Origin of the sequence: Yersinia ruckeri ATCC 29473, from assembly GCF_000754815.1 — a bacterium.
In the GTDB taxonomy this organism is placed as follows: Bacteria; Pseudomonadota; Gammaproteobacteria; order Enterobacterales; family Enterobacteriaceae; genus Yersinia; species Yersinia ruckeri.
The window spans coordinates 2,496,770-2,519,065 of sequence record NZ_KN150747.1 but is presented as its reverse complement, the minus strand read 5'-3'; the positions used below and the strand labels follow the sequence as shown (position 1 = coordinate 2,519,065).

The following is a 22,296-nucleotide window of genomic DNA, read 5'->3' as shown; positions in this document are numbered from 1 at the left end:
GCCAAATAGTTATTAACTAGAAACTTATTAATTCTATTATGCAAACGGTGTCTGAATCTCTTTTATAATAGTGTTTAACGATAAGAAAAATTTTAATATAACCACTATAACATTTTGCATACCACTGTATAGCACTTAACAATAAATACAGTTTTGCCTAATCTGCAATCGCCATTGATTACGAAAAGTAAATAGTGGTGTAAATTTTAAAGACTATAAAGCCGTTACCCACTTTAGCCCATAAAAAAACCAGCCACTAAGACTGGTTTTTTATGCTGAGAACGCAAAGTTGCGCACCCTAACAATTACTTTTTGGTTTCAACCCACTTACCGTCGATATAGAAAGCAGTCCAACCTGTTGCTTTGCCCTCTTTCTCTGACGAAACATATTGCTGTTTCGTTTTACGGCTAAAGCGAACCAAGGTTTTATTACCTTCCGGATCGGCTACTGGCGCATCAGCCAGATAACACAATTTCTCTGGTAGACGATCTTTGAAACGAACCAACTCTTCCACTAACGGCGCGCGGGTTTCACGGGATTTAGGGAAAGTGTTCGCAGCAAGGAATACGCCAGCCGCACCATCACGTAATACAAAGTAGGCATCAGATTTTTCGCATGCTAATTCAGGCAAAGGAACCGGATCTTCTTTCGGCGGAGCCACTTCACCACTGCGTAAAATTTTGCGCGTGTTTTTACATTCGTCGTTGGTGCATCCCATGTATTTACCGAAGCGCCCCAATTTCAGGTGCATTTCAGAACCACATTTTTCACATTCAACGATCGGGCCTTCGTAACCCTTGATACGGAACTCACCGGTTTCGATCTCGTAACCTTCACAGGCGGGGTTATTACCACAAACATGCAATTTACGTTGCGTATCGATCAGGTAACTGTCCATTGCAGTGCCACACTTCTGGCAACGACGACGGGCACGCAGCGCGTTGGTTTCCGCATCATCCCCTTCCAGAATGTTGAGAATTTCCGTTTCCGGCACCAGGTTGATGGTGGTTTTACAACGTTCTTTCGGTGGCAATGCATAACCAGAGCACCCAAGGAAGACTCCGGTGCTTGCGGTACGGATCCCCATTTGGCGACTACAGGTTGGGCAATCAATGCTGGTCATCACCATCTGGTTCGGGCGCATACCGCCTTCTTCAGGATCTTTTTCGGCGGTTTCAAGTTGTTCGCTGAACTCAGCAAAGAACTCATCCAGCACGGTTTTCCATTCTGCCTGATCGTTGGCAACCTGATCCAAACCACTTTCCATGCGGGCGGTGAAATCGTAATTCATCAACTCACGGAAGTTTTCTTCCAGACGGTCAGTGACGATCTCACCCATTTTTTCCGCATAGAAACGCCGGTTTTCTACTCTGACGTAACCACGATCCTGAATAGTAGAAATAATCGATGCATAGGTGGACGGACGGCCAATACCACGTTTTTCCAGTTCTTTAACCAGTGACGCTTCGCTATAACGCGCAGGCGGCTTGGTAAAGTGCTGGCTGGGGATCAGTTTTTGCAGATCCAGCTCACTTCCCACTTCAATCACTGGCAAGGTGCGATCTTCATCACCTTTACGCAGCGCAGGCATCACTTTGGTCCAGCCGTCAAAACGCAATGTACGGCCTTTAGCGCGTAATTGATAATCGCCAGCTTGTACCGTCAGTGTGGTGGAGTCGTATTTTGCCGGTGTCATTTGACAGGCAACGAATTGACGCCAGATCAACTGATACAGTTTCTGCGCATCTGCTTCCATGTCTTTTAACTGTTCGGCCAGCACATTGACATCCGATGGACGGATGGCTTCATGCGCTTCTTGCGAATTCTCTTTGCTGCTGTACTGATTGGCTGAAGGCGGCAAATATTTATCGCCAAAATTATCACCAATATAACCACGCACCATAGTCAGTGCATCCTGACTTAAATTGGTGGAATCGGTACGCATATAAGTGATATGCCCCGCTTCATACAGGCGCTGTGCCATCATCATGGTTTTTTTCACGCCGAAACTCAGGCGGGTACTGGCAGCCTGTTGCAAGGTTGAGGTGATGAAAGGTGCACCCGGTTTGCTACTGGTCGGTTTATCTTCACGATCCAGCACTTGGTAACGTGCGTTTTCCAACAACGTCAGTGCAGCGTGGGTCTGCTCACGATTAACCGGTTTGAACGGTTTATTGTGGGCATGGGTGACTTCCATCTGAATAGGAATTTCACCTTTTGCCAGCAGGTCAGCATGCAATTGCCAGTATTCTTCAGGAACAAACGCCTTAATGTCTTTTTCCCGCTCAACCACCAAACGCACAGCAACAGATTGCACTCGCCCGGCAGATAAACCGCGCGCAATTTTTTTCCATAACAGCGGGGAAACCATATAACCCACAACCCGATCCATAAAACGACGGGCCTGTTGCGCGTTAACTCGGTTGATATTTAATTCACCCGGTTGGTTAAAAGCTTGCTGAATGGCGTTTTTAGTAATTTCGTTAAATACGACTCGGCTAAAACGCTTGTCGTCGCCACCAATGACTTCCCGCAAATGCCAGGCAATAGCCTCTCCTTCGCGGTCAAGGTCGGTTGCGAGATAGATGTGGTCAGCATTCTCGGCCAGGGCTTTAAGCTCAGCAACCACTTTCTCTTTGCCGGGCAGAATTTCATATTGAGCTTTCCAACCGTGATAGGGATCGACGCCCATTCGGTTTACCAGCGCAACTTTTTCGTCCTTTTTAACTTTCTTTTTGGGTTTGTCTTCTTTCTTGGTTTTATCTTCGGTTGAGTTAGCGCTCTTCTTGCTGGCTGAACCACTGGTCGGTAAATCACGAATGTGACCGACACTGGACTTAACCACGTAGTCATTCCCTAAATACTTATTAATAGTTTTGGCTTTTGCCGGGGACTCAACTATTACGAGAGCTTTGCCCATAATTACCTTTACCTAAATTATTTCTTCTAAAAGAAGGTTTTTATCTCGCCGTACCGCAGCATTCTGTATCTCTTTTTTATATTGCGGCACTTTTACAGGATATCAACATGTTTTTTTAACCCACTACTCAACCAGCAGGTTCCAAAACCCTGGCGAACATCCTCAAGATTTTCGTCTACACCCGGAAATTCGGCAATGAGTTCAGCCTAATCGCGGCAACAAAACCTTCCACCTAGTAGTATAAAATCCCACACTGTACCTGATAAAAACCGCTGCGCAACCTAATTAACTCGGAATCGTCATTTACTCAATCTCCCCGGTTAATCGGTTGTTCACTCGCATAAACCTTAGCCTGTTTGCGGATAAACGCTAACCCGCAGTAGAATAGCGGCATAAATTCACTAACAGGGAGAAAGATAATGCATAACGAAACAACCCCGGTTCAACGAGAGGCATTACTGGCAGAAGCCAATGAAATAATTCGGCAGCATGAAGATTATCTGCATGGAATGTTGGCAACTGAAGTAGAACAAAAAGGGCCAGTGCTGGTATTCCGTGGCGAATTCTTCTTGGACGCCGATGGATTACCCACGAGAAAAACTACCGCCGTATTTAATATGTTTAAACATTTGGCTCATGTTTTATCGGCTAAATATCATTTGGTTGATTAGGATAATCGGCACAGTCAGCTTGTTTTGTAAACAAGTCAGAGCGTCATAAAATAACAGGGGGCATCAGCCCCCTGCTTTCTTCTATTAATAGCCAATAAGATGACAGTAAATAATAGCCAGTAATATTACAGCAAAGGCTTTTCACCGCGCTGCCACCAGCGCAATAACAAGCGGTCAATGCTTTCAGCCGCACTACCGGTAAAACGATCCATTAGCCGTTTACGTCGAGAATAGCGAACACTAATAACCTCGTGATTTTCCATTTCAGCGATCAATAAATCATCGCTGGTTCCAATTGCATCCACCAGACCTTTTTCCTTGGCCTGAGTACCAAACCAATGCTCGCCCGTCGCTACCGCATCAATGTCCAGCGATGGACGCTGTTGTTTAACAAACTGCTTGAATAGTTTATGGGTTTCATTCAAATCTTCGCGGAATTTCTCCCGGCCTTGCTCGGTATTCTCACCAAATAAAGTCAGGGTACGTTTGAATTCACCCGCTGTGTGTAGCTCGAGATCGATATCATTCTTTTTCAATAGTCGATGGAAGTTTGGAATTTGTGCCACCACGCCGATAGAACCGATGATGGCAAACGGCGCTGAGACAATGCGATCCGCAACGCAGGCCATCATATAGCCGCCGCTGGCGGCGACTTTATCTACGGCGACAGTCAAACGCACGCCCGCATGACGCAAACGCTCCAGTTGTGATGCAGCCAAACCGTAGCCATGCACCACACCACCTGGGCTTTCCAGCCGTAGCAACACTTCATCCTGTGGCGTGGCGACTGCCAGCACTGCCGAGATCTCTTCCCGTAGTGAAGTGACTTCATGTGCATCGATGCTACCTTTAAAATCAAGTACATACAGGCAAGGTTTCACCGCCGCGATAGCCCCGGCTTTGGCGCGTTGTTTTTTCAATTTCACATCGGATTTTTGCTGTTTTCTGAACTCTTTACTCCAGATTTTCTGTTCAGCCGGAGCCATCCGCGCCAGACGCATTTCCCGCTGGGTGTCACGATATTGCTCACCGAGATCGGCCAACTTTAGTTCACCCCGAGCGCCTGATTTACGTTGACCAAGACTGACCACCAGCAAAACTAGCGCGCCAATGGCCACAACCACAGTCATAACTTTGGCTAAAAATAGCCCATACAGTGAAATCAACTCCACACTTGCCGCCTTTCTTCATGGGTTATTAAACAGAATCTCCACATTCTAGCGAACCCCTGCGCTGCCGTCTTGCGCTAATGAAAAATTGCGTTGGTTTCCTTTCAATATGAGAACGGATACCATTAAACAACAGAAAGAGGAAACAAACGCATTTCTGTTTAGTGATACAGAAAATCACTTTCAGAAGTATGCTCGTTGAAAATACATTTTATTTCAGGCATATATCCTTCTTCGTTTTCTGCTGCGAAGCCTATTCACGCGAGATAATGCGTCGGTTGAGCCTGCTCCCGCGATTATCTCGCCCAATTAACCGCAGAAAAACGCCAAAGGTAAGAGGAATTATGATGCATTACCAACCCAAACATGACCTATTGACCCAACGTATTATTCTGGTAACGGGTGCCGGTGATGGCATTGGCCGTGAAGCAGCACTCACCTATGCCCGTTACGGCGCTCGTCTGATTCTGGTTGGCCGCACGGCAAGTAAACTGGAATCGGTTCGGCAGGAAATTGCCCAGGCGGGTGGATTGCCCGCCACGATTTTAGCGCTGGATTTATTGCATGCTACGCCAGCGGATTGTCAGCAACTGGTCGATAAAATTGCACCGATCAGCGCCCATTTGGACGGTGTATTACATAATGCCGGGTTGCTCGGTGAAGTCGCTCCGATGGCTGAACAGCCTATTTCTATTTGGCAGGATGTGATGCAGGTTAACGTCAATGCCACTTTTATGCTCACGCAGGCGTTGTTGCCGCTGTTACTGAAATCCACGGCTTCCTCGCTGGTATTTTGTCGGCCGACAGGGACGCGCCGGTTGGGGCGCTTACGCAGTATCCAAGTTTGCTACTGAAGGTATGATGCAAGTGTTAGCTGAAGAGTATAAAAACACTCACTTGCGGGTAAATTGCATCAATCCGGGTGGAACTCGGACTAAGATGCGATCATCTGCATTTCCGAATGAAGACCCGTCCAAGCTGAAAACACCGGCAGATATCATGCCGCTGTATCTCTATTTAATGGGTGATGATAGCCGGCGAAAAACGGGAATCAGCTTCGATGCTCAACCGGGACGTAAACCCGGTCAGGCCGAATAATTCATCAGGAGTATTTTATGTCCGACGATCGTCACCAACAGCGACAGCAACGACTGAAAGAAAAAGTAGACTCCCGCATTGCCGCAGCGCAGGAAACACGCGGTATTCTGATTGTGATGACCGGTAATGGTAAAGGTAAAACTACGGCGGCGTTTGGTACCGTCACGCGCGCCGTAGGTCACGGTAAGCATGCTGGTGTGATCCAGTTTATTAAAGGTGAGTGGCCAAACGGTGAGCGGAATTTGCTGGAACCACACGGCGTCGAATTTCAGGTAATGGCCACCGGTTTCACCTGGGATACGCAAAATAAGGCCACAGATACCGCTGCCTGTCAGGAGGTTTGGCAGCATGGATTGCGGATGTTGGCCGACCCAGGGCTGGATTTAGTGGTCATGGACGAGCTGACTTATATGGTGAGTTACTGCTATTTAACGCCAGAAGAAGTGATTGCTGCTCTGAACGCTCGTCCTGAACATCAGACGGTTATCATTACCGGTCGCGGCTGTCATCGGGATTTGCTGGCGCTGGCGGATACCGTGAGTGAATTGCGTCCGGTCAAACATGCTTTCGATAGCGGAATCAAAGCACAGCAAGGCATTGATTGGTAGCCATCGGCAACGTTCGAAGGAAAGAGGATGCGCAGATTGAGGAAGGCGAGCAGGTATTCGGAGAGAAAATTTGCCGCAGCACTCGGTCTGCGGCAATCAGATTAACCGCTTTTTTATCCGCGTTTAGCGGGCGCGCGGCGGCGACCTGAAACCGGAGCGCCAGAAGACGCCGTGTTACCGGTATTCTGGCGGGTAGAACTTTTGCGAGCTGAACCTTGACGCCCTGCGGTTTGCTGACGTCCAGCCACTTCGGTGTGACGTTTAACCGCACGACGAATCTGGTTGGCTTTCACCCGACGACGATCTTTTTCAACCGGCAGTTTGCTGACGGTTTCTACATCCAGCTCAACCAATTCACGCAGGTAGTTGGTCGCTTTCAAATCCAGCTCAGTCCAGCCGCCGCGAGGCAGGCCTTTCGGCAGATTGATATCACCGTAACGTACGCGGATCAACCGGCTGACTTGCACACCAACCGCTTCCCACAAACGACGAACTTCGCGGTTACGCCCTTCGGTCAGAGTGACGTTATACCATTGGTTCAAACCTTCACCGCCCTGGAAACTGATAGTGCGGAAAGCCGCAGGCCCGTCTTCCAGTTGTACACCACGGCTTAATAGTTTGATTTTTTCGTCATCAATCTGGCCGAATACGCGCACCGCATATTCACGTTCAACTTCACGGCTGGGGTGCATCAGGCGATTAGCCAGTTCACCATCGGTGGTGAACAGTAATAAACCCGAGGTATTGACGTCCAAACGACCTACCGCGACCCAACGTGAACCACGCAGTTTAGGCAGGCGGTCAAATACCGTCGGACGACCATCTGGATCGCTACGGGTACATAGCTCACCTTCAGGTTTGTAATAGGCTAATACCCGGCATACCGCTTCTTCCGATTCGGTAATCGGCAGAATGCGGCCATCCAGGCGAATTTTGGTCGATGGCGTCACGTCAACGCGATCGCCCAACGTGGCCACTTTACCGTCAACGCTGACGCGGCCCTGTTGGATAATAGCTTCAATTTCACGGCGTGAACCATGACCGGCACGCGCCAGAACTTTCTGTAACTTCTCGCTCATTGAGCAACCTCTAATGTCGCCTTCACAGGCGTCGTGTTATATATTTTTATCAATCGTTTATGTAAAAAATCTCATAACCAAATGATTTTAATACATTTTAGAACCAAGCATGTCAAAAAATGTGCCTAATAGGCGGTGAAACAGGCTAGTCCGTGGTCGGTCATTTTACACTAATTTTCTGTTCAATGATGCTAATAAATACATGGCGGTTGCAGGAGTAATTAACGGAAAGGTCGGGCGTCGCCAACCCCTTCGCGGATAACTTCCGGTGAAGATTCAGTCAAATCGATGACCGTGGTGGGCTGCTGGCCGAGGGAGCCACCGTGGATAACCAAATCAACTTGTTTGCCCAAATGATCGCGGATCTCTTCGGGATCTGACTCGGCAAAATCATTTCCTGGTAACATCAGCGTGGTCGACATCAACGGCTCGCCCAATACGTCTAATAATGCCAGGGCAATCGGGTTAGACGGCACTCGCAGCCCAATGGTTTTACGCTTGTCATTCATCAAGCGCCGAGGCACTTCTTTGGTCGCTTTCAAAATAAAAGTGTAATTACCGGGCGTGTTATTCTTGATAAGGCGAAATGCACTGTTATCAACGTGGGCATAAGTTGATAACTCCGATAAATCTCGACATACCAGCGTAAAATTATGGTTTCCATCCAACTGGCGGATACGACAAATACGCTCCATTGCGGCTTTTTCTTCCAGACGGCAACCCAGCGCGTAGCCAGAATCCGTTGGATAAACAATCACCCCGCCTTTACGCAATACATCCACACTCTGGTTGATTAACCGCGACTGAGGATTTTCTGGGTGAATATAAAAAAATTGACTCATGACTCTACCTCATCTTTCAATATGTCTGCAGTCTGGCTGGCTTCTTGCGGCCAATCACGCCAAACCGGTTCCACCCCAGCGGGCAACCACAGTTTGCGGCCCAGTTCAATCCAGGAACAAGGCTGATGAAAATCTGACCCCTGGGATGCAAGTAAATGATAGTCGCGCGCGTATTGAGCAAGCTGCGCCCGTTCATGGGGAGCCTGCTGACACTGGGCAACTTCCATTGCGTCTCCCGCGTGTTCGGCAAAATGTGCCAACAGCCGTTTTAGCCATTTGGTCGATAAATCATAGCGACTAGGATGAGCCATCACCGCCTGCCCACCCGATTGATGAATGGCATCAATTGCTTGCTTTATTGTACACCACTGAGCCGGAACGTAACCGGTCTTCCCTTTGGCCAGATATTTTTTAAATACCTGACCCACGTTGGAGGCCAATCCTAACTCCACCAAATAGCGGGCAAAGTGGCCTCGGGTAACCTGCCCGCCACTGGCAAGACGGTTCGCACCTTGCCAGGCTTCGGGAACGCGGGCTTTCTCCAATCGGATGCCAATTTCCAGCGCGCGCTGATGGCGGTGTTCCGATTGCTGGCGTAATAAATCGCATATCGCCGGATGAGTGATATCAATGCCCAGACCTACAATATGAATTTCGTGGTTTTCCCACAGCGTCGACACTTCAACCCCGTTAATCAGTCGCAAGGGCAGATGTTGCTCTTTTATTGCTTGCGCCGCTTCGGCTAATCCGCCAGTGGTGTCATGGTCAGTTATCGCCAACACCCCGACCCGCATGGATGCGGCACGCACCACCAATTGCGTCGGGGTCAATAACCCATCAGAGGCGGTGGTATGGCTGTGGAGATCATACAGAGTGAAAGCGGTCGGTTCAGTGGTAGTGTCAGTCAAAGCTACAGTCCGAAATATGCTGGGCTGACTATCATAACCGTTTAGTCACTGATGATGTTAACCAATCTTATTCCGTTAAAAGTGAAGGATGAAAAAAGTGGGTTAAAAAACAACATTCAGGGGTTGACAGCACTCCCGAGAACTAGTTTACTAGTACACAAGTTCACGAACAGCGACGCGTTTCAGATCGACCAATCGATGAACTCACAAGGTGTCCGATAAACTGAACGCAATCGTAATGATAAAGAGACTGATGATGAATAAATACCTGACTTCTCTACTTAGCTGGTGGCATAGCTCCCTCTCTCGGGCGGTGTAATCACGCATACCAGTCATCAGACCATGCAGATTGCTTCAGCCCGCTCACCAGCGGGCTTTTTTATGGACAGAATCAGGATGAAAACCATGCAACGATCGCGTCACAGCTTACAACTACTCAAGGCCGAAGCCTGCTACCGCGACGATCCTACCGCCCTTTTCCATCAGTTATGTGGTGACCGCCCAGCAACGCTGTTGTTGGAGTCGGCTGAAATAACCAGTAAACAAAATCTGAAAAGCCTGTTGGTCATCGATAGCGCACTGCGGATAACGGCACAAGATCGTCAGGTCAGTATTCAGGCACTCACCCGTAATGGCGCAACGTTATTGCCGTTACTCGACGCCGTTTTACCGGCGCAGGTTGTCATTCAGGTTCGTCCTGATGGCCGGGAACTGACTTTCCCGATCATTAATGCTGTGCAGGACGAAGATTCTCGCTTGCAGGCGTTGTCAGTTTTCGATGCTTTGCGTCGGTTACTGACGCTGGTGGAAACGCCAGCGCACGAACCCGATGCCATGTTATTAGGCGGTTTGTTTGCCTATGATTTGGTCGCCGGATTTGAAAACCTGCCGCCGCTGCAACAACACCAGCGTTGCCCAGATTTTTGTTTCTATTTGGCTGAAACCCTGTTGGTTCTGGACCACCAGCACCGCACGACTCGGTTACAGGCCAGCCTGTTTCAACCTGACGCCGAGGAAAATCAGCGTTTGCAACAACGCTTACACCAGATCGTGCAACAAATGCAGCAGCCTCCGCAGCCCATTCCTGCGCTGGCGGTACCGGATATGACGCTACGTTGTAATCAATCTGATGCGGAATATTGTCAGGTCGTCAGTGACTTGCAGCTAGCGGTGCGGGCGGGGGAAGTTTTTCAGGTCGTTCCATCTCGCCGCTTCACGTTACCTTGCCCTTCTCCTTTGGCGGCCTATCAAACCCTGAAAGACAATAATCCAAGTCCTTATATGTTCTTTATGCAGGACAACGAATTTGCTCTGTTTGGTGCCTCGCCTGAGAGTGCGCTGAAATACGATGCCGATAGCCGTCAGATTGAAATCTATCCCATTGCGGGTACTCGCCCTCGTGGTCGTCAGGCCAACGGTGAGTTGGATCGGGATCTGGATAGCCGTATCGAATTGGAGATGCGTACCGATCATAAAGAACTGGCCGAACATTTGATGTTAGTGGATTTGGCGCGCAACGATTTGGCGCGCATCTGTGAGCCCGGTAGCCGTTATGTGGCAGACCTGACCAAAGTTGACCGTTATTCCTTTGTGATGCATTTGGTTTCTCGCGTCGTCGGTCAGTTGCGCGCCGATCTGGATGTACTGCACGCTTATCAAGCCTGTATGAATATGGGCACCCTGAGCGGTGCACCCAAAGTTCGCGCCATGCAGCTCATCGCCCAGAGTGAAGGCTCTCGGCGCGGCAGTTATGGCGGTGCAGTCGGTTACTTGACCGCTCACGGCGATTTGGATACCTGCATTGTTATCCGTTCAGCCTACGTTGAAGACGGCATTGCTACCGTTCAGGCGGGGGCTGGTGTGGTGCTGGATTCAGTACCGCAGGCGGAAGCAGATGAAACCCGCAATAAAGCTCGGGCGGTGTTGCGGGCGATTGCGACTGCCCATCAGGCAAAGGAGATTTTCTAATGGCCGATATTCTGCTGCTCGATAACGTTGATTCCTTTACTTACAACCTGGTGGATCAACTGCGTGCCAGTGGTCATCGCGTGGTGATTTATCGTAACTCCATCGCCGCTGACACCATTATCGCGCGCTTGCAAGCAATGACTCAGCCGGTGCTGATGTTGTCTCCTGGCCCAGGAACACCGGCGCAAGCCGGCTGTATGCCTGAATTGCTGCAACGCCTGCGTGGTCAGTTACCGATTATCGGTATCTGTTTGGGTCATCAGGCTATTGTCGAAGCCTATGGCGGACATGTGGGTCAGGCGGGGGAAATTCTGCATGGTAAAGCCTCATCCATTCATCACGATCAACAAGGCATGTTTAGCGGAATGCCCAACCCGTTACCGGTCGCTCGTTACCATTCATTGGTAGGTAGCCATATTCCCGCTGAACTAACGGTCAATGCCTGCTTTGGCGAGATGGTGATGGCGGTACGCCATGATCAGCACCGAGTATGCGGTTATCAGTTCCATCCAGAATCGATTTTAACCACTCAGGGTGCGCGACTACTGGAACAAACCCTGGCCTGGGCGTTGGCGGAATCAAGGAACTTATGATGCAACATTTATTAGAAAAACTGTTCCGCGCCGAGCCATTGACTCAGCAGGAAAGCCAGCAGTTGTTTACCGCCATCGTGCGAGGCGACATGGAACCGAGCCAACTGGCGGCGGTGTTGATCAGTATGAAAGTGCGTGGCGAAACACCAGCTGAAATCGCCGGTGCTGCGCAGGCGCTGCTGGCAGATGCACAGCCATTCCCACGCCCGGATTATGTGTTTGCCGATATTGTCGGCACCGGTGGCGACGGCACCAATAGTATTAATATTTCAACCGCCAGTGCTTTTGTCGCAGCCGCTTGTGGCATCAAAGTGGCAAAACATGGCAACCGCAGTGTGTCTAGTCGTTCAGGCTCTTCCGATCTGTTGGCGGCCTTTGGTATTCGGCTGGATTTACCGGCGGAAACATCACGTAAGGCGCTGGATGATCTGGGCGTGTGCTTCTTGTTTGCGCCGCAGTATCACAGCGGTTTTCGCCACGCGATGTCGGTTCGGCAACAACTCAAAACCCGCACACTGTTTAACGTGTTGGGTCCATTGATTAATCCGGCTCGCCCGCCTCTGGCGCTGATCGGTGTTTACAGCCCAGAGTTGGTGTTGCCCATAGCGGAAACCTTGCGAGTATTGGGTTATCAACGGGCGGCGGTGGTTCATGGCGGTGGTATGGATGAAGTGGCCATTCATGCCCCCACTCAGGTGGCAGAATTGAACAATGGCGTGGTTGAAACCTACTCATTGACACCGGAAGATTTTGGTATCCGCCGCTATCCGCTAGCCTCGTTACAGGGCGGTTCGCCGGAAGAAAATCGTGACATTTTAGCTCGGTTGTTACAAGGTAACGGTGAGGCTGCACACGCGGCGGCAGTGGCTGTCAACGTGGCGATGTTGTTGAAATTGCATGGACAAGAAGACTTACGGCACAACACTCAACAGGCATTGGACATGATTCATAGTGGGCAGGCTTTTGAACGAGTCACTGCTCTGGCGGCAAGGGGATAAATAATGCAGGAAACGGTACTCCACAACATTGTACGCGATAAGGAAATCTGGCTTGTCGCCCGCAAATTACAGCAGCCGCTGGCCAGTTTCCAGCATGAGGTGACGCCAAGTGAGCGTAGTTTTTATCAGGCTTTGCGCCGTGATAACAGTGTATTTATCCTGGAATGTAAAAAGGCGTCGCCATCCAAAGGGGTAATTCGTGACCATTTTAATCCGACAGAAATTGCCAACGTTTATCAGCAGTATGCGTCTGCCATTTCGGTTCTGACTGATGAAAAATATTTTCAAGGCAGTTTTGATTTCCTGCCATTAGTCAGCGCTGCCGTGACACAACCGGTGTTGTGCAAAGATTTCATTATTGACGAGTACCAGATTCAACTGGCGCGTTTTTATCAGGCCGATGCGGTATTGCTGATGCTATCGGTGCTGGATGATAAACGTTATCTGCAATTGGCCGCCCTCGCCCACAGCCTGAATATGGGCGTGTTGACCGAGGCCAGTAACGAAGAAGAGCTGGAACGAGCCATTAAGCTGAAAGCCAAAGTGGTTGGCATCAATAATCGCGATTTACGCGATCTGTCTATCGACCTCAATCGCACCAAACAACTGGCTCCTCGTTTGCCCGCTGACGTCATCGTGATCAGCGAGTCAGGTATTAATAGTTACCAACAGGTGCGCGAACTGCGCCAATTTGCCCACGGCTTTTTGATAGGCAGCGCCTTGATGTCCGAGCCAAACCTCGATGCGGCGGTGCGCCGGGTATTGCTGGGTGAAAACAAGGTCTGCGGACTCACTCGACCACAGGATGCCGTCGCCGCTTACCGTGCGGGCGCCGTCTATGGCGGTTTGATTTTTGTCGGTAGTTCGCCGCGTTATATCGATAGGGTTCAGGCTCGAGCGGTGATCAGCGCCGCGCCATTGAAGTATGTCGGTGTATTCAGCGATGCCACACTGGAAAACGTACAGCAAAGCGCAGAAGCCTTGTCTCTGGCAGCGGTTCAGTTACACGGTAACGAAGATCCGGCTTATATCCGACAGTTACGCGACTTACTGCCAGCAAGCTGCCAGATTTGGAAAGCGCTGAGTGTCAGCCACACTGTGCCTGCTCGTCATATCGATAATGTGGATCGTTATGTGCTGGATAACGCGGCTGGCGGCAGCGGTCAAACCTTTGACTGGTCGCTGTTGCGCGGTCAAGCGTTGGGTAATGTACTGCTGGCCGGTGGCCTGAACAGTGACAATTGCGCCGAGGCGGCGGCACTCGGCTGCGCGGGGTTGGATTTTAATTCCGGCGTGGAAGTCGCGGCGGCGGCGGGCATCAAAGATCCGCACAAGATCGCCGCCGTATTCCACAGGCTACGCGCGTATTAATCAGAATAGCTTTGCTATTGGTGAACCCGATAAACCCACGAATAACGGACAGGATAATGACCAAACTTAACCCTTACTTTGGCGAGTTCGGCGGTATGTATGTGCCGCAGATTTTGATGCCTGCACTGGTACAACTGGAAGAAGCCTTTGTCAGCGCCCAAATGGATCCCGAATTTCAAGCGCAGTTCCAGGATTTGCTCAAAAACTATGCCGGTCGCCCTACCGCGCTGACCCTGTGTCAGAATCTGACCGAAGGCACTCGCACCAAGCTGTATCTAAAACGTGAAGATCTGCTGCATGGCGGCGCGCACAAAACCAATCAGGTGCTGGGGCAAGCACTGTTGGCGAAACGGATGGGCAAGACCGAAATCATCGCCGAAACCGGTGCCGGTCAACACGGCGTGGCTTCGGCACTGGCCTGTGCTCTGCTCGGCCTGAAATGCCGTATTTATATGGGCGCTAAAGATATTGAACGTCAATCTCCTAACGTGTTCCGTATGCGGCTGATGGGCGCAGAAGTCATTCCGGTACACAGCGGTTCTTCAACGCTGAAAGATGCCTGTAATGAGGCTTTACGCGATTGGTCCGGCAGCTACGAAACCGCTCATTATATGCTGGGCACGGCTGCGGGTCCGCACCCGTATCCAACCATTGTCCGCGAATTCCAGCGCATGATTGGTGAAGAAACCAAAGCGCAGATTTTGGCCAAAGAAGGTCGTTTACCCGATGCCGTATTGGCCTGTATTGGCGGCGGCTCCAACGCTATCGGTATGTTTGCCGATTTTATTGATGAAGAGAATGTCGGTCTGATCGGCGTTGAACCCGCCGGTCTGGGCATTGAAACCGGGCAGCACGGCGCACCGCTGAAACATGGCCGTGTGGGTATCTACTTCGGTATGAAATCGCCGATGATGCAAACCGCAGAAGGTCAGATTGAAGAATCCTATTCGATCTCCGCCGGTTTGGATTTCCCGTCGGTTGGGCCACAGCACGCTTACCTGAACAGCATTGGTCGGGCAGAATATGTTTCCGTCACCGATGACGAAGCGCTAGATGCTTTCCAGTTGTTATCGCGTAAAGAAGGGATTATTCCGGCACTGGAATCATCCCACGCCTTGGCCTATGCCTTGAAAATGATTAAACAAGCGCCGGAGAAAGAACAAATTCTGGTGGTTAACCTCTCTGGGCGAGGTGATAAAGATATATTCACTGTTCACGATATTTTGGCTGCGCGGGGAGAAATTTGATGGAACGCTATCAACAACTGTTTAAACAACTCGACGCTCGTAAAGAAGGTGCGTTTGTCCCCTTTGTCCAGCTTGGTGATCCATCACCAACCCAGTCACTGGCGATTATTGATACTTTAATTGCCGCCGGTGCCGATGCCCTTGAATTGGGTATTCCTTTTTCCGATCCTTTGGCCGATGGCCCGACAATTCAGAATGCGGCTTTGCGCGCCTTTGCCGCTGGCGTGACACCGACACAGTGTTTTGAGCTGTTGGCCGAAATTCGGCAAAAGTACCCCGAGATCCCGATTGGGCTGTTGATGTACGCCAACCTGGTGTTCCATAAAGGGATTGATAGTTTTTATCAGCGCTGTGCCGAAGTGGGTGTCGATTCGGTATTGATCGCCGATGTGCCGTTTGAAGAGTCGGCCCCTTTCCGCATGGCGGCAATGCGCCACGGTATTGCACCCATTTTTATCTGCCCGCCGAACGCCGACGACGATTTACTCCGGGAAATTTCCTCGCACGGGCGCGGTTATACTTATCTGCTCTCGCGTGCGGGTGTCACCGGTACAGAAAACCGGGCGCAGCAACCACTGCATCATTTGGTGAATAAGCTTGAGGAATATCACGCCGCGCCAACATTACTGGGATTCGGTATTTCCGATCCCACGCAGGTCAAAGCCGCATTGGACGCTGGCGCTGCGGGGGCAATTTCAGGCTCGGCGATTGTCAAAATCATTGAGTGTAACCTCGATAAACCCGCCGATATGCTGACCGAGTTGGCACAGTTCGTCACAGAAATGAAGGCGGCAACACGCCGTTAAGCGCCTGGGCTGCAAAGAAACGGCATCACGCAGACACGTCACCGCGCCCGACTCAATCACTCCGGCGCGGTTTTTTCCTGATTCGTGTCATGACGCACTGAAGATTTCCGTTTAATTTGCTCAATCCTTATTTATAACCAATACTTATCATCTCGCGCCAAGTATCATTACCCACCGAAGAGAGGATTCCGCGGCGTGGATACTGGACGTGCTGAATGCTCTGATTTCAACCAAAACTCATTTCAACAATTTACGCTTGTTCGTGAGTCATTTTTTCACATTAACGACACATGGAGAGTAATTTATGAAGCTATTTAAGACCCTTTCAGCCCTATGCATTGCTGCGGTGATGGCATTAGCGGTGTCAGCCTGTGCACCAACGACCAAAACCGAAGGAACCGGCGGATATGTGGATGACACAGTGATTACCACCAAAGTTAAAACGGCACTGCTGGGTGAGAAGAACCTTAAATCGACTGAGATCAGCGTTGAAACTTTTAAAGGCCGCGTACAGTTGAGTGGTTTTGTCAGTTCAAGCCAAGATGCCAACCGAGCGGTGCAGGTCACCCGTCATGTCCCGGGCGTTAAGTCGGTAGCCAATGATATGAGAATCAGATAACTGATTCAGCAAAAAATTAAATAACCGTCAACAATAAATAAAGGAGGCGTCGAATGCGCCTCCCCTTTTTTAACCAGATAACCGCTGCGTTGGCTTAGAAGCGGTAACCCGCACCAAACATGAATACCCAAGGATCCAGACGCGTTTTGATGCTTTTCTCTTCGCCAGCCGCTTTGAATTTCACATCAGTTTCAATGTTTATCCACCAGACCGACATGTTCACCATCCAGTTTTCACTGACCATATAATCCACACCGGCCTGACCAGCCACACCCCAGGAGTCTTTCACGCTGAGGTCGGTCAACTGAGCACGACCGCCGGTATTATTGAATTTTTCGTCAAAGAACGTGGTGTAGTTCAAACCTAGACCTAAATATGGGCGTAGTTTGTCTTGTTTATCACCAAAGTAATATTGCGCCATCAATGTTGGCGGCAATTGTTTCACTTCAGCGATGTCTCCCATTCTGCCTAGCCCGATTTTGTGGCGAAACGGTGTCGCAGCCAGCAATTCTAACCCGATGTTGTCCGTAACCAGATAACTGAAAGTCAGACCCAGTTGCGTATTGTTGTCTGCGCCGAATGAGCCATGACCCAACACATTATCTGAACTGGCATTCGGTCTTACTGTGGCGGTACCCGCACGGAAAATATAATCCCCTTCCTGATGCGCAGAAGCCAGAGAAGGTGCGAGCATAGCCGCAACCAATAATAACAAAGATACCTTTTTCATTATCCATTCCATTTGTATGGTTTATCGTGAGACAGAATATACCTATAAATGCGTATACATGATCCAATCTGGATCACATCTTTTATCGCTACTTTTAAAAATACTACTTTTCGTAATGTTATTTAATTCCTTAAAAACATTGAAATTGATCTGCATCAAGAAAGGCGGTGAGCGGTAGTTTTCACTGTTCGGTAAATAAGCATTGCTTATGAGCAGTGAGGTAGGTGATGCTGTCAGGCGTTGTTTGTTGTGTGAAATCGTGATCGGTTGGCTGTCCTCTTTATACAGGAGCGAATGAGTTCAAGATGAGCGCTGTTATCAACCCTTGCATTAGCTGTGGCGCTTGCTGCGCCTATTTTCGTGTTTCTTTCTATTGGTCGGAGGCGGCCGGTGGCCAAGGATCGGTTCCCGATCAATTGACTGAAAAAATCACCCCTTTTATGAGCTGCATGAGTGGCACCAACAGCAAATCCCCGCGTTGTGATGCCTTGCGTGGAGAGATTGGTCAGTCTGTCTCTTGCGCTATTTATCCACATCGGCCAACGCCATGTCGTGAATTTACCCATTCCGGTGACAACGCGATACGTCATGAATCCTGCGATCGAGCCAGAGCCCATTACGGTTTGCCACCGTTACCCGTTGAAGAATTTGAGCGATTAGCTGCTGAGGAAATAAGCAGCCTGTTGATGACGGGGTCACACAGCGGACATAACAGGGTATAATCTTTGTCTGAACGTTATTTTATCGATTATCTCAAGGAGCTTTCATGCCTATCACGGCGAACACTCTGTACCGTGACAGTTTTAATTTCTTCCGTAATCAGCTCGCTGCAATCCTGTTATTGGCGCTGTTGACTGCATTTATCACCGTCATGCTGAATCAGGCCTTTATCCCTGATACAGCCCAGTTGATGATTTTAAATGCCACGGATACGGACATTTCCTCGTCAAGCAGTATGGGTATCCGCGAAATAGTGTCGCAGATGACACCGGAGCAGCAAATGGTGTTGCTGAAGGTTTCTGCGGTTGCTACGTTTTCAGCGCTGGTGGGTAATGTTCTGTTGGTGGGCGGGATGCTGACACTGATTTCCGCAGTGTCGCAGGGTCGTCGCGTCAGTGCGTTGCAAGCGATCGGTTTGTCTTTGCCGATTCTGCCTCGTCTGTTGCTGTTGATGTTTATCTGCACCTTGCTGATTCAATTGGGTTTAGCGCTGTTTATTGTCCCCGGTGTGGTGATTGCCGTGGCGGTTTGCTTGGCACCCGTGATGGTAGCCAATGAGAAAGTCGGTGTTTTTGCCGCGATCAAAGCCAGCGCCAAACAAGCCTTTGCCAACGTGCGCGTGGTTATCCCTGCGCTGATGTTGTGGCTGGCTGCCAAACTGATTTTGCTGTATTTGGTGAGCCACCTTACCGTGTTGCCACCCGCGATAGCTACAGTTGTACTTAGCACGCTGAGCAATCTGGTTTCCGCGTTGCTGCTGGTGTACCTGTTCCGTCTGTATATGCTGTTACGGGATCAGCAACAGGGATAAAAAAGTCGCAAGGCACTGAACAAGTGTTGGTAGCGATGAAAACCGGTAGATGGTCAAGAGGTCGTGGATTCGTCCTGGTCGGCGGCTTCCGTACCATGCTTGGCTCTTCTACCGGTCTTCCCCAGCAGTGATGAGCTTAAGATGAACTTTCCAACTGTTCCGATTCGGTTCGTTCCTCTACCCGCTGCTTACTTTGAATCAGTTTCAATGCCAGATACAAATCCGGTACCAGAATCAGATCATGATCCTGACTTTTCAAACGATTCAGACGGAACCAACGGGTCAACTCGGTACGACGTCCGGCTAATACCAGCTTGATATTGCGCTGTTTAAGATCGCGTTTCAGTTCATCAACCGCCGCCAGAACACTGATGTCGGCATAGGTAAAACTAGCCACAGCATCGATCACCACCCAATCCGCTGGGTGCGGCGTGGAATCCACCAGATTAAGGATTCGACGCTTGAAATAAGCCACGTTGAAATAGGTTAATGGTGAGTTGAAGCGATAAATCATCACCCCCGGTACGGCTTTGATGCCGTTATTGTTGCCCATCGAGTGGATCATGCCTTCGGAGTTAACCCCCAGAAGTTGCTCTGTTGGTCGGAAAACCGTCCGTAGGAATTGCAATAAACCCAGCAGTACTGCGAGTCCGATACCACTGATCACCCCAACCAATACCACACTGATAAAAGTAAATATCGCTAGGCTAAATGCCTGTATATTTCTTTTCCGCAGTTGCCAGATGCTTTTAAAGCTCAATAGCGACCAAGCGGCGTAGATCAATATTACGCCCAGTGCGGCGACCGGAATAAACTGCAAAGGTGCCGTTAAGAAAAACAGCACCACGGCGATAGCCAAGGCGGCGATGATAGACACTAACTGGCTTTTGCCGTGGTTGGCGTCATTCACCGCCGTCCGAGTGCTGGCACCGCTGATGGCAAAGCCCTGAGATAATGCAGATACGATGTTGGTCACGCCCAATGCTCGTAGTTCGGCATCAGCATCCACTTCGTAACCGTTTTTCGAGGCAAAGCTACGCGCGGTCAACATCATACTGACGAAACTGACCACCGCCAGGTTGAGTGCTGGGATCACCATATCGCGCAACAGACCGGGCTTGAATTCTGGCCAGTGGACGATCGGTAAACCGCCATCAAAGCCGCCAACGGCATCAACACCAAATTGCTGCAAGTTAGCAGCCCAAGTAACCAAGGTGGCAATAACAATGGCGAATAACGGCGCGGGCCAGTTAGGTCGCAACCATTTGACACCCACTAGGATGATAAATGTCAGCGCCGCTATCGCCACCGTCGGCAAATGGCTGTGCAGTAAGTTATGCGGCAGCGCCATCACCCGCTCAATCAACTGGGGTGACCGAGTCATAAAACCAAACACTTTGCCCAATTGATCCACAATAATGGTGATCGCGACCCCGTTAAGCAGGCCGGTCAGTATCGGGCGGGAAAGTAAATCAGCCAAAGCGCCCAGTTTAAAACGGCTGGCAACCAGGCACCAACTGCCCATCATCAAGGTCATCATGATGGTCAGTTGCCAGTGAACCTCTTTATTACCCATCGCCAACGGAGCAACCACTGCCGCAATCACCGCACAGGTTGCCGCATCCGGCCCGACAATTAATTGGCGGGATGAGCCAAAAAAGGCATAGGCAATCATCGGTAAGATACAGGAATACAACCCTACCGCAGCGCTAACGCCAGTCAACTCGGCATAGGCAATGGCGATCGGCAATGCCACCGCCGCGACCGACAAACCGGCGCGCAAATCGGGTTTCAGCCAAGCACGTTCGTAAGTCATCAAATGCGTTAACCCTGGCATCCAGTAACGGACCGATTTTCTCAGCATCTCTTCTTCTCTGCCTCTAAATCAATTATCTATATCCATCATGCTGAGTTATGCAACAACTGGCAACCGGCAGATCGGGCTGGGCATCGGTTAAACGTAAGTTTCTGCAAATAACGCGGGCAACTGGCGCATTCCAACTGATAATTAGGGATAATAGCGGATTGCCTAAGGTACCGTCGCAGCGCCGAATCCGGTATAGTCACGTGATGTACAGAAAATGGATTGATTAATGAAGCAACTATTAGATTTCCTCCCACTGGTCGTCTTTTTTGTGTTTTACAAAATGTATGACATTTTTGTCGCCTCTGGAGCCTTGATTGCTGCCACATTGCTGGCGTTGGCCATCAGTTGGGTGATGTATCGCAAAGTAGAAAAAATGGCTCTGATTACCGCCGCGATGGTGGTCATCTTCGGTTCACTGACGTTGGCTTTCCATAGTGATCAATTTATCAAATGGAAAGTCACGGTCATTTATGTGTTGTTCGCAGGCGCGTTGCTCATCAGCCAGTTGGTGTTAAAGAAACCGCTGATTCAACGGATGTTGGGCAAAGAACTGACGCTGCCAGACAGTGTCTGGTCACGGCTGAATCTGGCTTGGGCGGCATTTTTCCTCGTCTGTGGCCTGGCAAATATCTATGTCGCCTTTTGGTTGCCACAAGATTTTTGGGTTAACTTCAAAGTGTTCGGTCTAACCGCATTAACACTGATTTTTACCCTGATCAGCGGCGTTTATATTTACCGCCACATGCCTGTAGAACAAAAAAAATCCCAGGATTGATTTGATACTCGCCCACCTTCAGGGCGACTCATTATGGCGTGAATTGACTTTTATAAGCAGATAGAGAATGACACAGCAACTTTTACCCAATGGGGAATTGGTACTTCGTACCTTGGCAATGCCAGCAGATACCAATGCCAACGGTGATATTTTTGGTGGGTGGTTGATGTCGCAGATGGATATCGGCGGCGCTATTCAGGCCAAAGAAATCGCACATGGCCGGGTCGTCACGGTTCGCGTAGACGGAATGACCTTTCTCAAACCTGTTGCCGTAGGTGATGTGGTGTGCTGTTACGCACGCTGCATCAAAACCGGACGCAGTTCCATCGTGGTTAACGTTGAAGTCTGGGTGAAGAAAGTCTCCTCAGAACCCATTGGGCAGCGTTATCGGGCAACTGAAGCCGTATTTACCTATGTTGCGGTTAATGATGAAGGGAAATCTCGCCCTTTGCCGGCTGGTAGAATCAATTTTGAAGTGGGTTCCGGTCAGTAACC

20 protein-coding genes, 1 pseudogene and 1 other annotated feature are annotated in these 22,296 nt (G+C 49.9%); of the genes and pseudogenes, 14 read left to right on the top strand and 7 right to left on the bottom strand.

What is annotated here, in order from left to right; genetic code table 11:
• Positions 1-305: 305 nt before the first annotated feature.
• On the bottom strand, positions 306-2,921 hold the full coding sequence (topA, locus tag DJ39_RS11155) for a type I DNA topoisomerase (RefSeq protein WP_038242556.1): 2,616 nt from the start codon (positions 2,919-2,921) through the stop codon (positions 306-308).
• A 419-nt stretch (positions 2,922-3,340) separates the two neighbouring features.
• Here topA and DJ39_RS11150 point away from each other — a divergent pair, with 419 nt between their 5' ends.
• Positions 3,341-3,592, top strand: coding sequence for a YciN family protein (locus DJ39_RS11150; RefSeq protein ID WP_004719998.1), 252 nt, complete (start codon positions 3,341-3,343; stop codon positions 3,590-3,592).
• A gap of 125 nt (positions 3,593-3,717) precedes the next feature.
• Here the strand turns inward: DJ39_RS11150 and sohB are convergent, their stop codons facing one another.
• Complete coding sequence (sohB, locus tag DJ39_RS11145; RefSeq protein ID WP_004719996.1) at positions 3,718-4,764, bottom strand: protease SohB; 1,047 nt, start codon at positions 4,762-4,764, stop codon at positions 3,718-3,720.
• A gap of 344 nt (positions 4,765-5,108) precedes the next feature.
• Between sohB and DJ39_RS11140 the strand changes: the two are divergent.
• Positions 5,109-5,859 (top strand): annotated as a pseudogene (locus DJ39_RS11140) (YciK family oxidoreductase).
• 17 nt (positions 5,860-5,876) lie between these two features.
• On the top strand, positions 5,877-6,467 hold the full coding sequence (gene cobO / locus DJ39_RS11135; protein WP_004719990.1) for a cob(I)yrinic acid a,c-diamide adenosyltransferase: 591 nt from the start codon (positions 5,877-5,879) through the stop codon (positions 6,465-6,467).
• Positions 6,468-6,580: 113 nt separating this feature from the next.
• Here the strand turns inward: cobO and rluB are convergent, their stop codons facing one another.
• The 3 genes from rluB to rnm form a co-directional block, all read right to left on the bottom strand.
• Complete coding sequence (gene rluB, locus DJ39_RS11130; protein WP_004719988.1) at positions 6,581-7,546, bottom strand: 23S rRNA pseudouridine(2605) synthase RluB; 966 nt, start codon at positions 7,544-7,546, stop codon at positions 6,581-6,583.
• A 221-nt stretch (positions 7,547-7,767) separates the two neighbouring features.
• Positions 7,768-8,388: an L-threonylcarbamoyladenylate synthase gene (locus DJ39_RS11125; protein WP_038242551.1), complete on the bottom strand. Its 621-nt coding sequence runs from the start codon at positions 8,386-8,388 to the stop codon at positions 7,768-7,770.
• Complete coding sequence (rnm, locus tag DJ39_RS11120) at positions 8,385-9,314, bottom strand: RNase RNM (RefSeq protein ID WP_038251357.1); 930 nt, start codon at positions 9,312-9,314, stop codon at positions 8,385-8,387. The genes DJ39_RS11125 and rnm overlap by 4 nt, the downstream gene beginning before the upstream one ends.
• 262 nt (positions 9,315-9,576) lie before the next feature.
• Positions 9,577-9,679 (top strand) — a sequence feature (Trp leader region).
• A gap of 22 nt (positions 9,680-9,701) precedes the next feature.
• Here rnm and DJ39_RS11115 point away from each other — a divergent pair.
• The 7 genes from DJ39_RS11115 to DJ39_RS11085 all read left to right on the top strand — a co-directional run bounded on the left by DJ39_RS11115 (position 9,702) and on the right by DJ39_RS11085 (position 16,898).
• The gene (locus DJ39_RS11115) at positions 9,702-11,264 is read left to right on the top strand and encodes an anthranilate synthase component 1 (RefSeq protein WP_038242547.1); all 1,563 of its coding nucleotides are present in this window, start codon (positions 9,702-9,704) and stop codon (positions 11,262-11,264) included.
• Positions 11,264-11,857, top strand: a complete 594-nt coding sequence (locus DJ39_RS11110) for a glutamine amidotransferase-related protein (protein ID WP_038242545.1) — start codon at positions 11,264-11,266, stop codon at positions 11,855-11,857. Before DJ39_RS11115 ends, DJ39_RS11110 begins: the two co-directional genes overlap by 1 nt.
• Positions 11,857-12,855 (top strand): anthranilate phosphoribosyltransferase, encoded by a 999-nt coding sequence (trpD, locus tag DJ39_RS11105; protein WP_004719983.1) that lies wholly within the window; start codon positions 11,857-11,859, stop codon positions 12,853-12,855. Before DJ39_RS11110 ends, trpD begins: the two co-directional genes overlap by 1 nt.
• 3 nt (positions 12,856-12,858) lie before the next feature.
• Entirely contained in the window at positions 12,859-14,226 is a 1,368-nt protein-coding gene (trpCF, locus tag DJ39_RS11100) for a bifunctional indole-3-glycerol-phosphate synthase TrpC/phosphoribosylanthranilate isomerase TrpF (protein WP_004719970.1), read from the top strand.
• A 53-nt stretch (positions 14,227-14,279) separates the two neighbouring features.
• Positions 14,280-15,473 (top strand): tryptophan synthase subunit beta, encoded by a 1,194-nt coding sequence (gene trpB, locus DJ39_RS11095; RefSeq protein ID WP_170854659.1) that lies wholly within the window; start codon positions 14,280-14,282, stop codon positions 15,471-15,473.
• Positions 15,473-16,279 carry a tryptophan synthase subunit alpha gene (trpA, locus tag DJ39_RS11090; RefSeq protein ID WP_038242543.1) on the top strand — a complete coding sequence of 269 codons (807 nt, stop codon included), beginning with the start codon at positions 15,473-15,475 and terminating at the stop codon, positions 16,277-16,279. Before trpB ends, trpA begins: the two co-directional genes overlap by 1 nt.
• Positions 16,280-16,583: 304 nt before the next feature.
• Positions 16,584-16,898, top strand: a complete 315-nt coding sequence (locus DJ39_RS11085; RefSeq protein WP_004719968.1) for a BON domain-containing protein — start codon at positions 16,584-16,586, stop codon at positions 16,896-16,898.
• Positions 16,899-16,992: 94 nt separating this feature from the next.
• Here DJ39_RS11085 and ompW read toward each other — a convergent pair whose 3' ends face one another.
• The gene (gene ompW, locus DJ39_RS11080; protein WP_087931060.1) at positions 16,993-17,628 is read right to left on the bottom strand and encodes an outer membrane protein OmpW; all 636 of its coding nucleotides are present in this window, start codon (positions 17,626-17,628) and stop codon (positions 16,993-16,995) included.
• 305 nt (positions 17,629-17,933) lie between these two features.
• Between ompW and DJ39_RS11075 the strand changes: the two genes are divergently transcribed.
• Positions 17,934-18,350, top strand: coding sequence for a YkgJ family cysteine cluster protein (locus DJ39_RS11075; RefSeq protein WP_004719966.1), 417 nt, complete (start codon positions 17,934-17,936; stop codon positions 18,348-18,350).
• Between the two features lie 44 nt (positions 18,351-18,394).
• Positions 18,395-19,159 (top strand): YciC family protein, encoded by a 765-nt coding sequence (locus DJ39_RS11070; RefSeq protein ID WP_004719964.1) that lies wholly within the window; start codon positions 18,395-18,397, stop codon positions 19,157-19,159.
• A 136-nt stretch (positions 19,160-19,295) separates the two neighbouring features.
• Here DJ39_RS11070 and DJ39_RS11065 read toward each other — a convergent pair whose 3' ends face one another.
• On the bottom strand, positions 19,296-21,023 hold the full coding sequence (locus DJ39_RS11065) for a SulP family inorganic anion transporter (protein WP_038251356.1): 1,728 nt from the start codon (positions 21,021-21,023) through the stop codon (positions 19,296-19,298).
• A 229-nt stretch (positions 21,024-21,252) separates the two neighbouring features.
• Here DJ39_RS11065 and DJ39_RS11060 point away from each other — a divergent pair, with 229 nt between their 5' ends.
• Together DJ39_RS11060 and yciA are read left to right on the top strand one after the other, a co-directional pair.
• On the top strand, positions 21,253-21,801 hold the full coding sequence (locus DJ39_RS11060; RefSeq protein WP_004719960.1) for a septation protein A: 549 nt from the start codon (positions 21,253-21,255) through the stop codon (positions 21,799-21,801).
• Positions 21,802-21,868: 67 nt separating this feature from the next.
• Positions 21,869-22,294: an acyl-CoA thioester hydrolase YciA gene (gene yciA, locus DJ39_RS11055; protein ID WP_004719958.1), complete on the top strand. Its 426-nt coding sequence runs from the start codon at positions 21,869-21,871 to the stop codon at positions 22,292-22,294.
• The last annotated feature ends 2 nt before the right edge of the window (positions 22,295-22,296 follow it).

What these genes read in the sequence shown, in the direction of transcription:
- ompW (WP_087931060.1), bottom strand. Translation starts at nt 17,628, where the DNA reads ATGAAAAAGGTATCTTTGTTATTATTGGTTGCGGCTATGCTCGCACCT.
- trpA (WP_038242543.1), top strand. Translation starts at nt 15,473, where the DNA reads ATGGAACGCTATCAACAACTGTTTAAACAACTCGACGCTCGTAAAGAA.
- DJ39_RS11075 (WP_004719966.1), top strand. Translation starts at nt 17,934, where the DNA reads ATGAGCGCTGTTATCAACCCTTGCATTAGCTGTGGCGCTTGCTGCGCC.
- DJ39_RS11110 (WP_038242545.1), top strand. Translation starts at nt 11,264, where the DNA reads ATGGCCGATATTCTGCTGCTCGATAACGTTGATTCCTTTACTTACAAC.
- DJ39_RS11070 (WP_004719964.1), top strand. Translation starts at nt 18,395, where the DNA reads ATGCCTATCACGGCGAACACTCTGTACCGTGACAGTTTTAATTTCTTC.
- DJ39_RS11065 (WP_038251356.1), bottom strand. Translation starts at nt 21,023, where the DNA reads ATGCTGAGAAAATCGGTCCGTTACTGGATGCCAGGGTTAACGCATTTG.
- DJ39_RS11115 (WP_038242547.1), top strand. Translation starts at nt 9,702, where the DNA reads ATGCAACGATCGCGTCACAGCTTACAACTACTCAAGGCCGAAGCCTGC.
- trpCF (WP_004719970.1), top strand. Translation starts at nt 12,859, where the DNA reads ATGCAGGAAACGGTACTCCACAACATTGTACGCGATAAGGAAATCTGG.
- rluB (WP_004719988.1), bottom strand. Translation starts at nt 7,546, where the DNA reads ATGAGCGAGAAGTTACAGAAAGTTCTGGCGCGTGCCGGTCATGGTTCA.
- topA (WP_038242556.1), bottom strand. Translation starts at nt 2,921, where the DNA reads ATGGGCAAAGCTCTCGTAATAGTTGAGTCCCCGGCAAAAGCCAAAACT.
- DJ39_RS11060 (WP_004719960.1), top strand. Translation starts at nt 21,253, where the DNA reads ATGAAGCAACTATTAGATTTCCTCCCACTGGTCGTCTTTTTTGTGTTT.
- trpD (WP_004719983.1), top strand. Translation starts at nt 11,857, where the DNA reads ATGCAACATTTATTAGAAAAACTGTTCCGCGCCGAGCCATTGACTCAG.
- DJ39_RS11085 (WP_004719968.1), top strand. Translation starts at nt 16,584, where the DNA reads ATGAAGCTATTTAAGACCCTTTCAGCCCTATGCATTGCTGCGGTGATG.
- DJ39_RS11125 (WP_038242551.1), bottom strand. Translation starts at nt 8,388, where the DNA reads ATGAGTCAATTTTTTTATATTCACCCAGAAAATCCTCAGTCGCGGTTA.
- DJ39_RS11150 (WP_004719998.1), top strand. Translation starts at nt 3,341, where the DNA reads ATGCATAACGAAACAACCCCGGTTCAACGAGAGGCATTACTGGCAGAA.
- cobO (WP_004719990.1), top strand. Translation starts at nt 5,877, where the DNA reads ATGTCCGACGATCGTCACCAACAGCGACAGCAACGACTGAAAGAAAAA.
- yciA (WP_004719958.1), top strand. Translation starts at nt 21,869, where the DNA reads ATGACACAGCAACTTTTACCCAATGGGGAATTGGTACTTCGTACCTTG.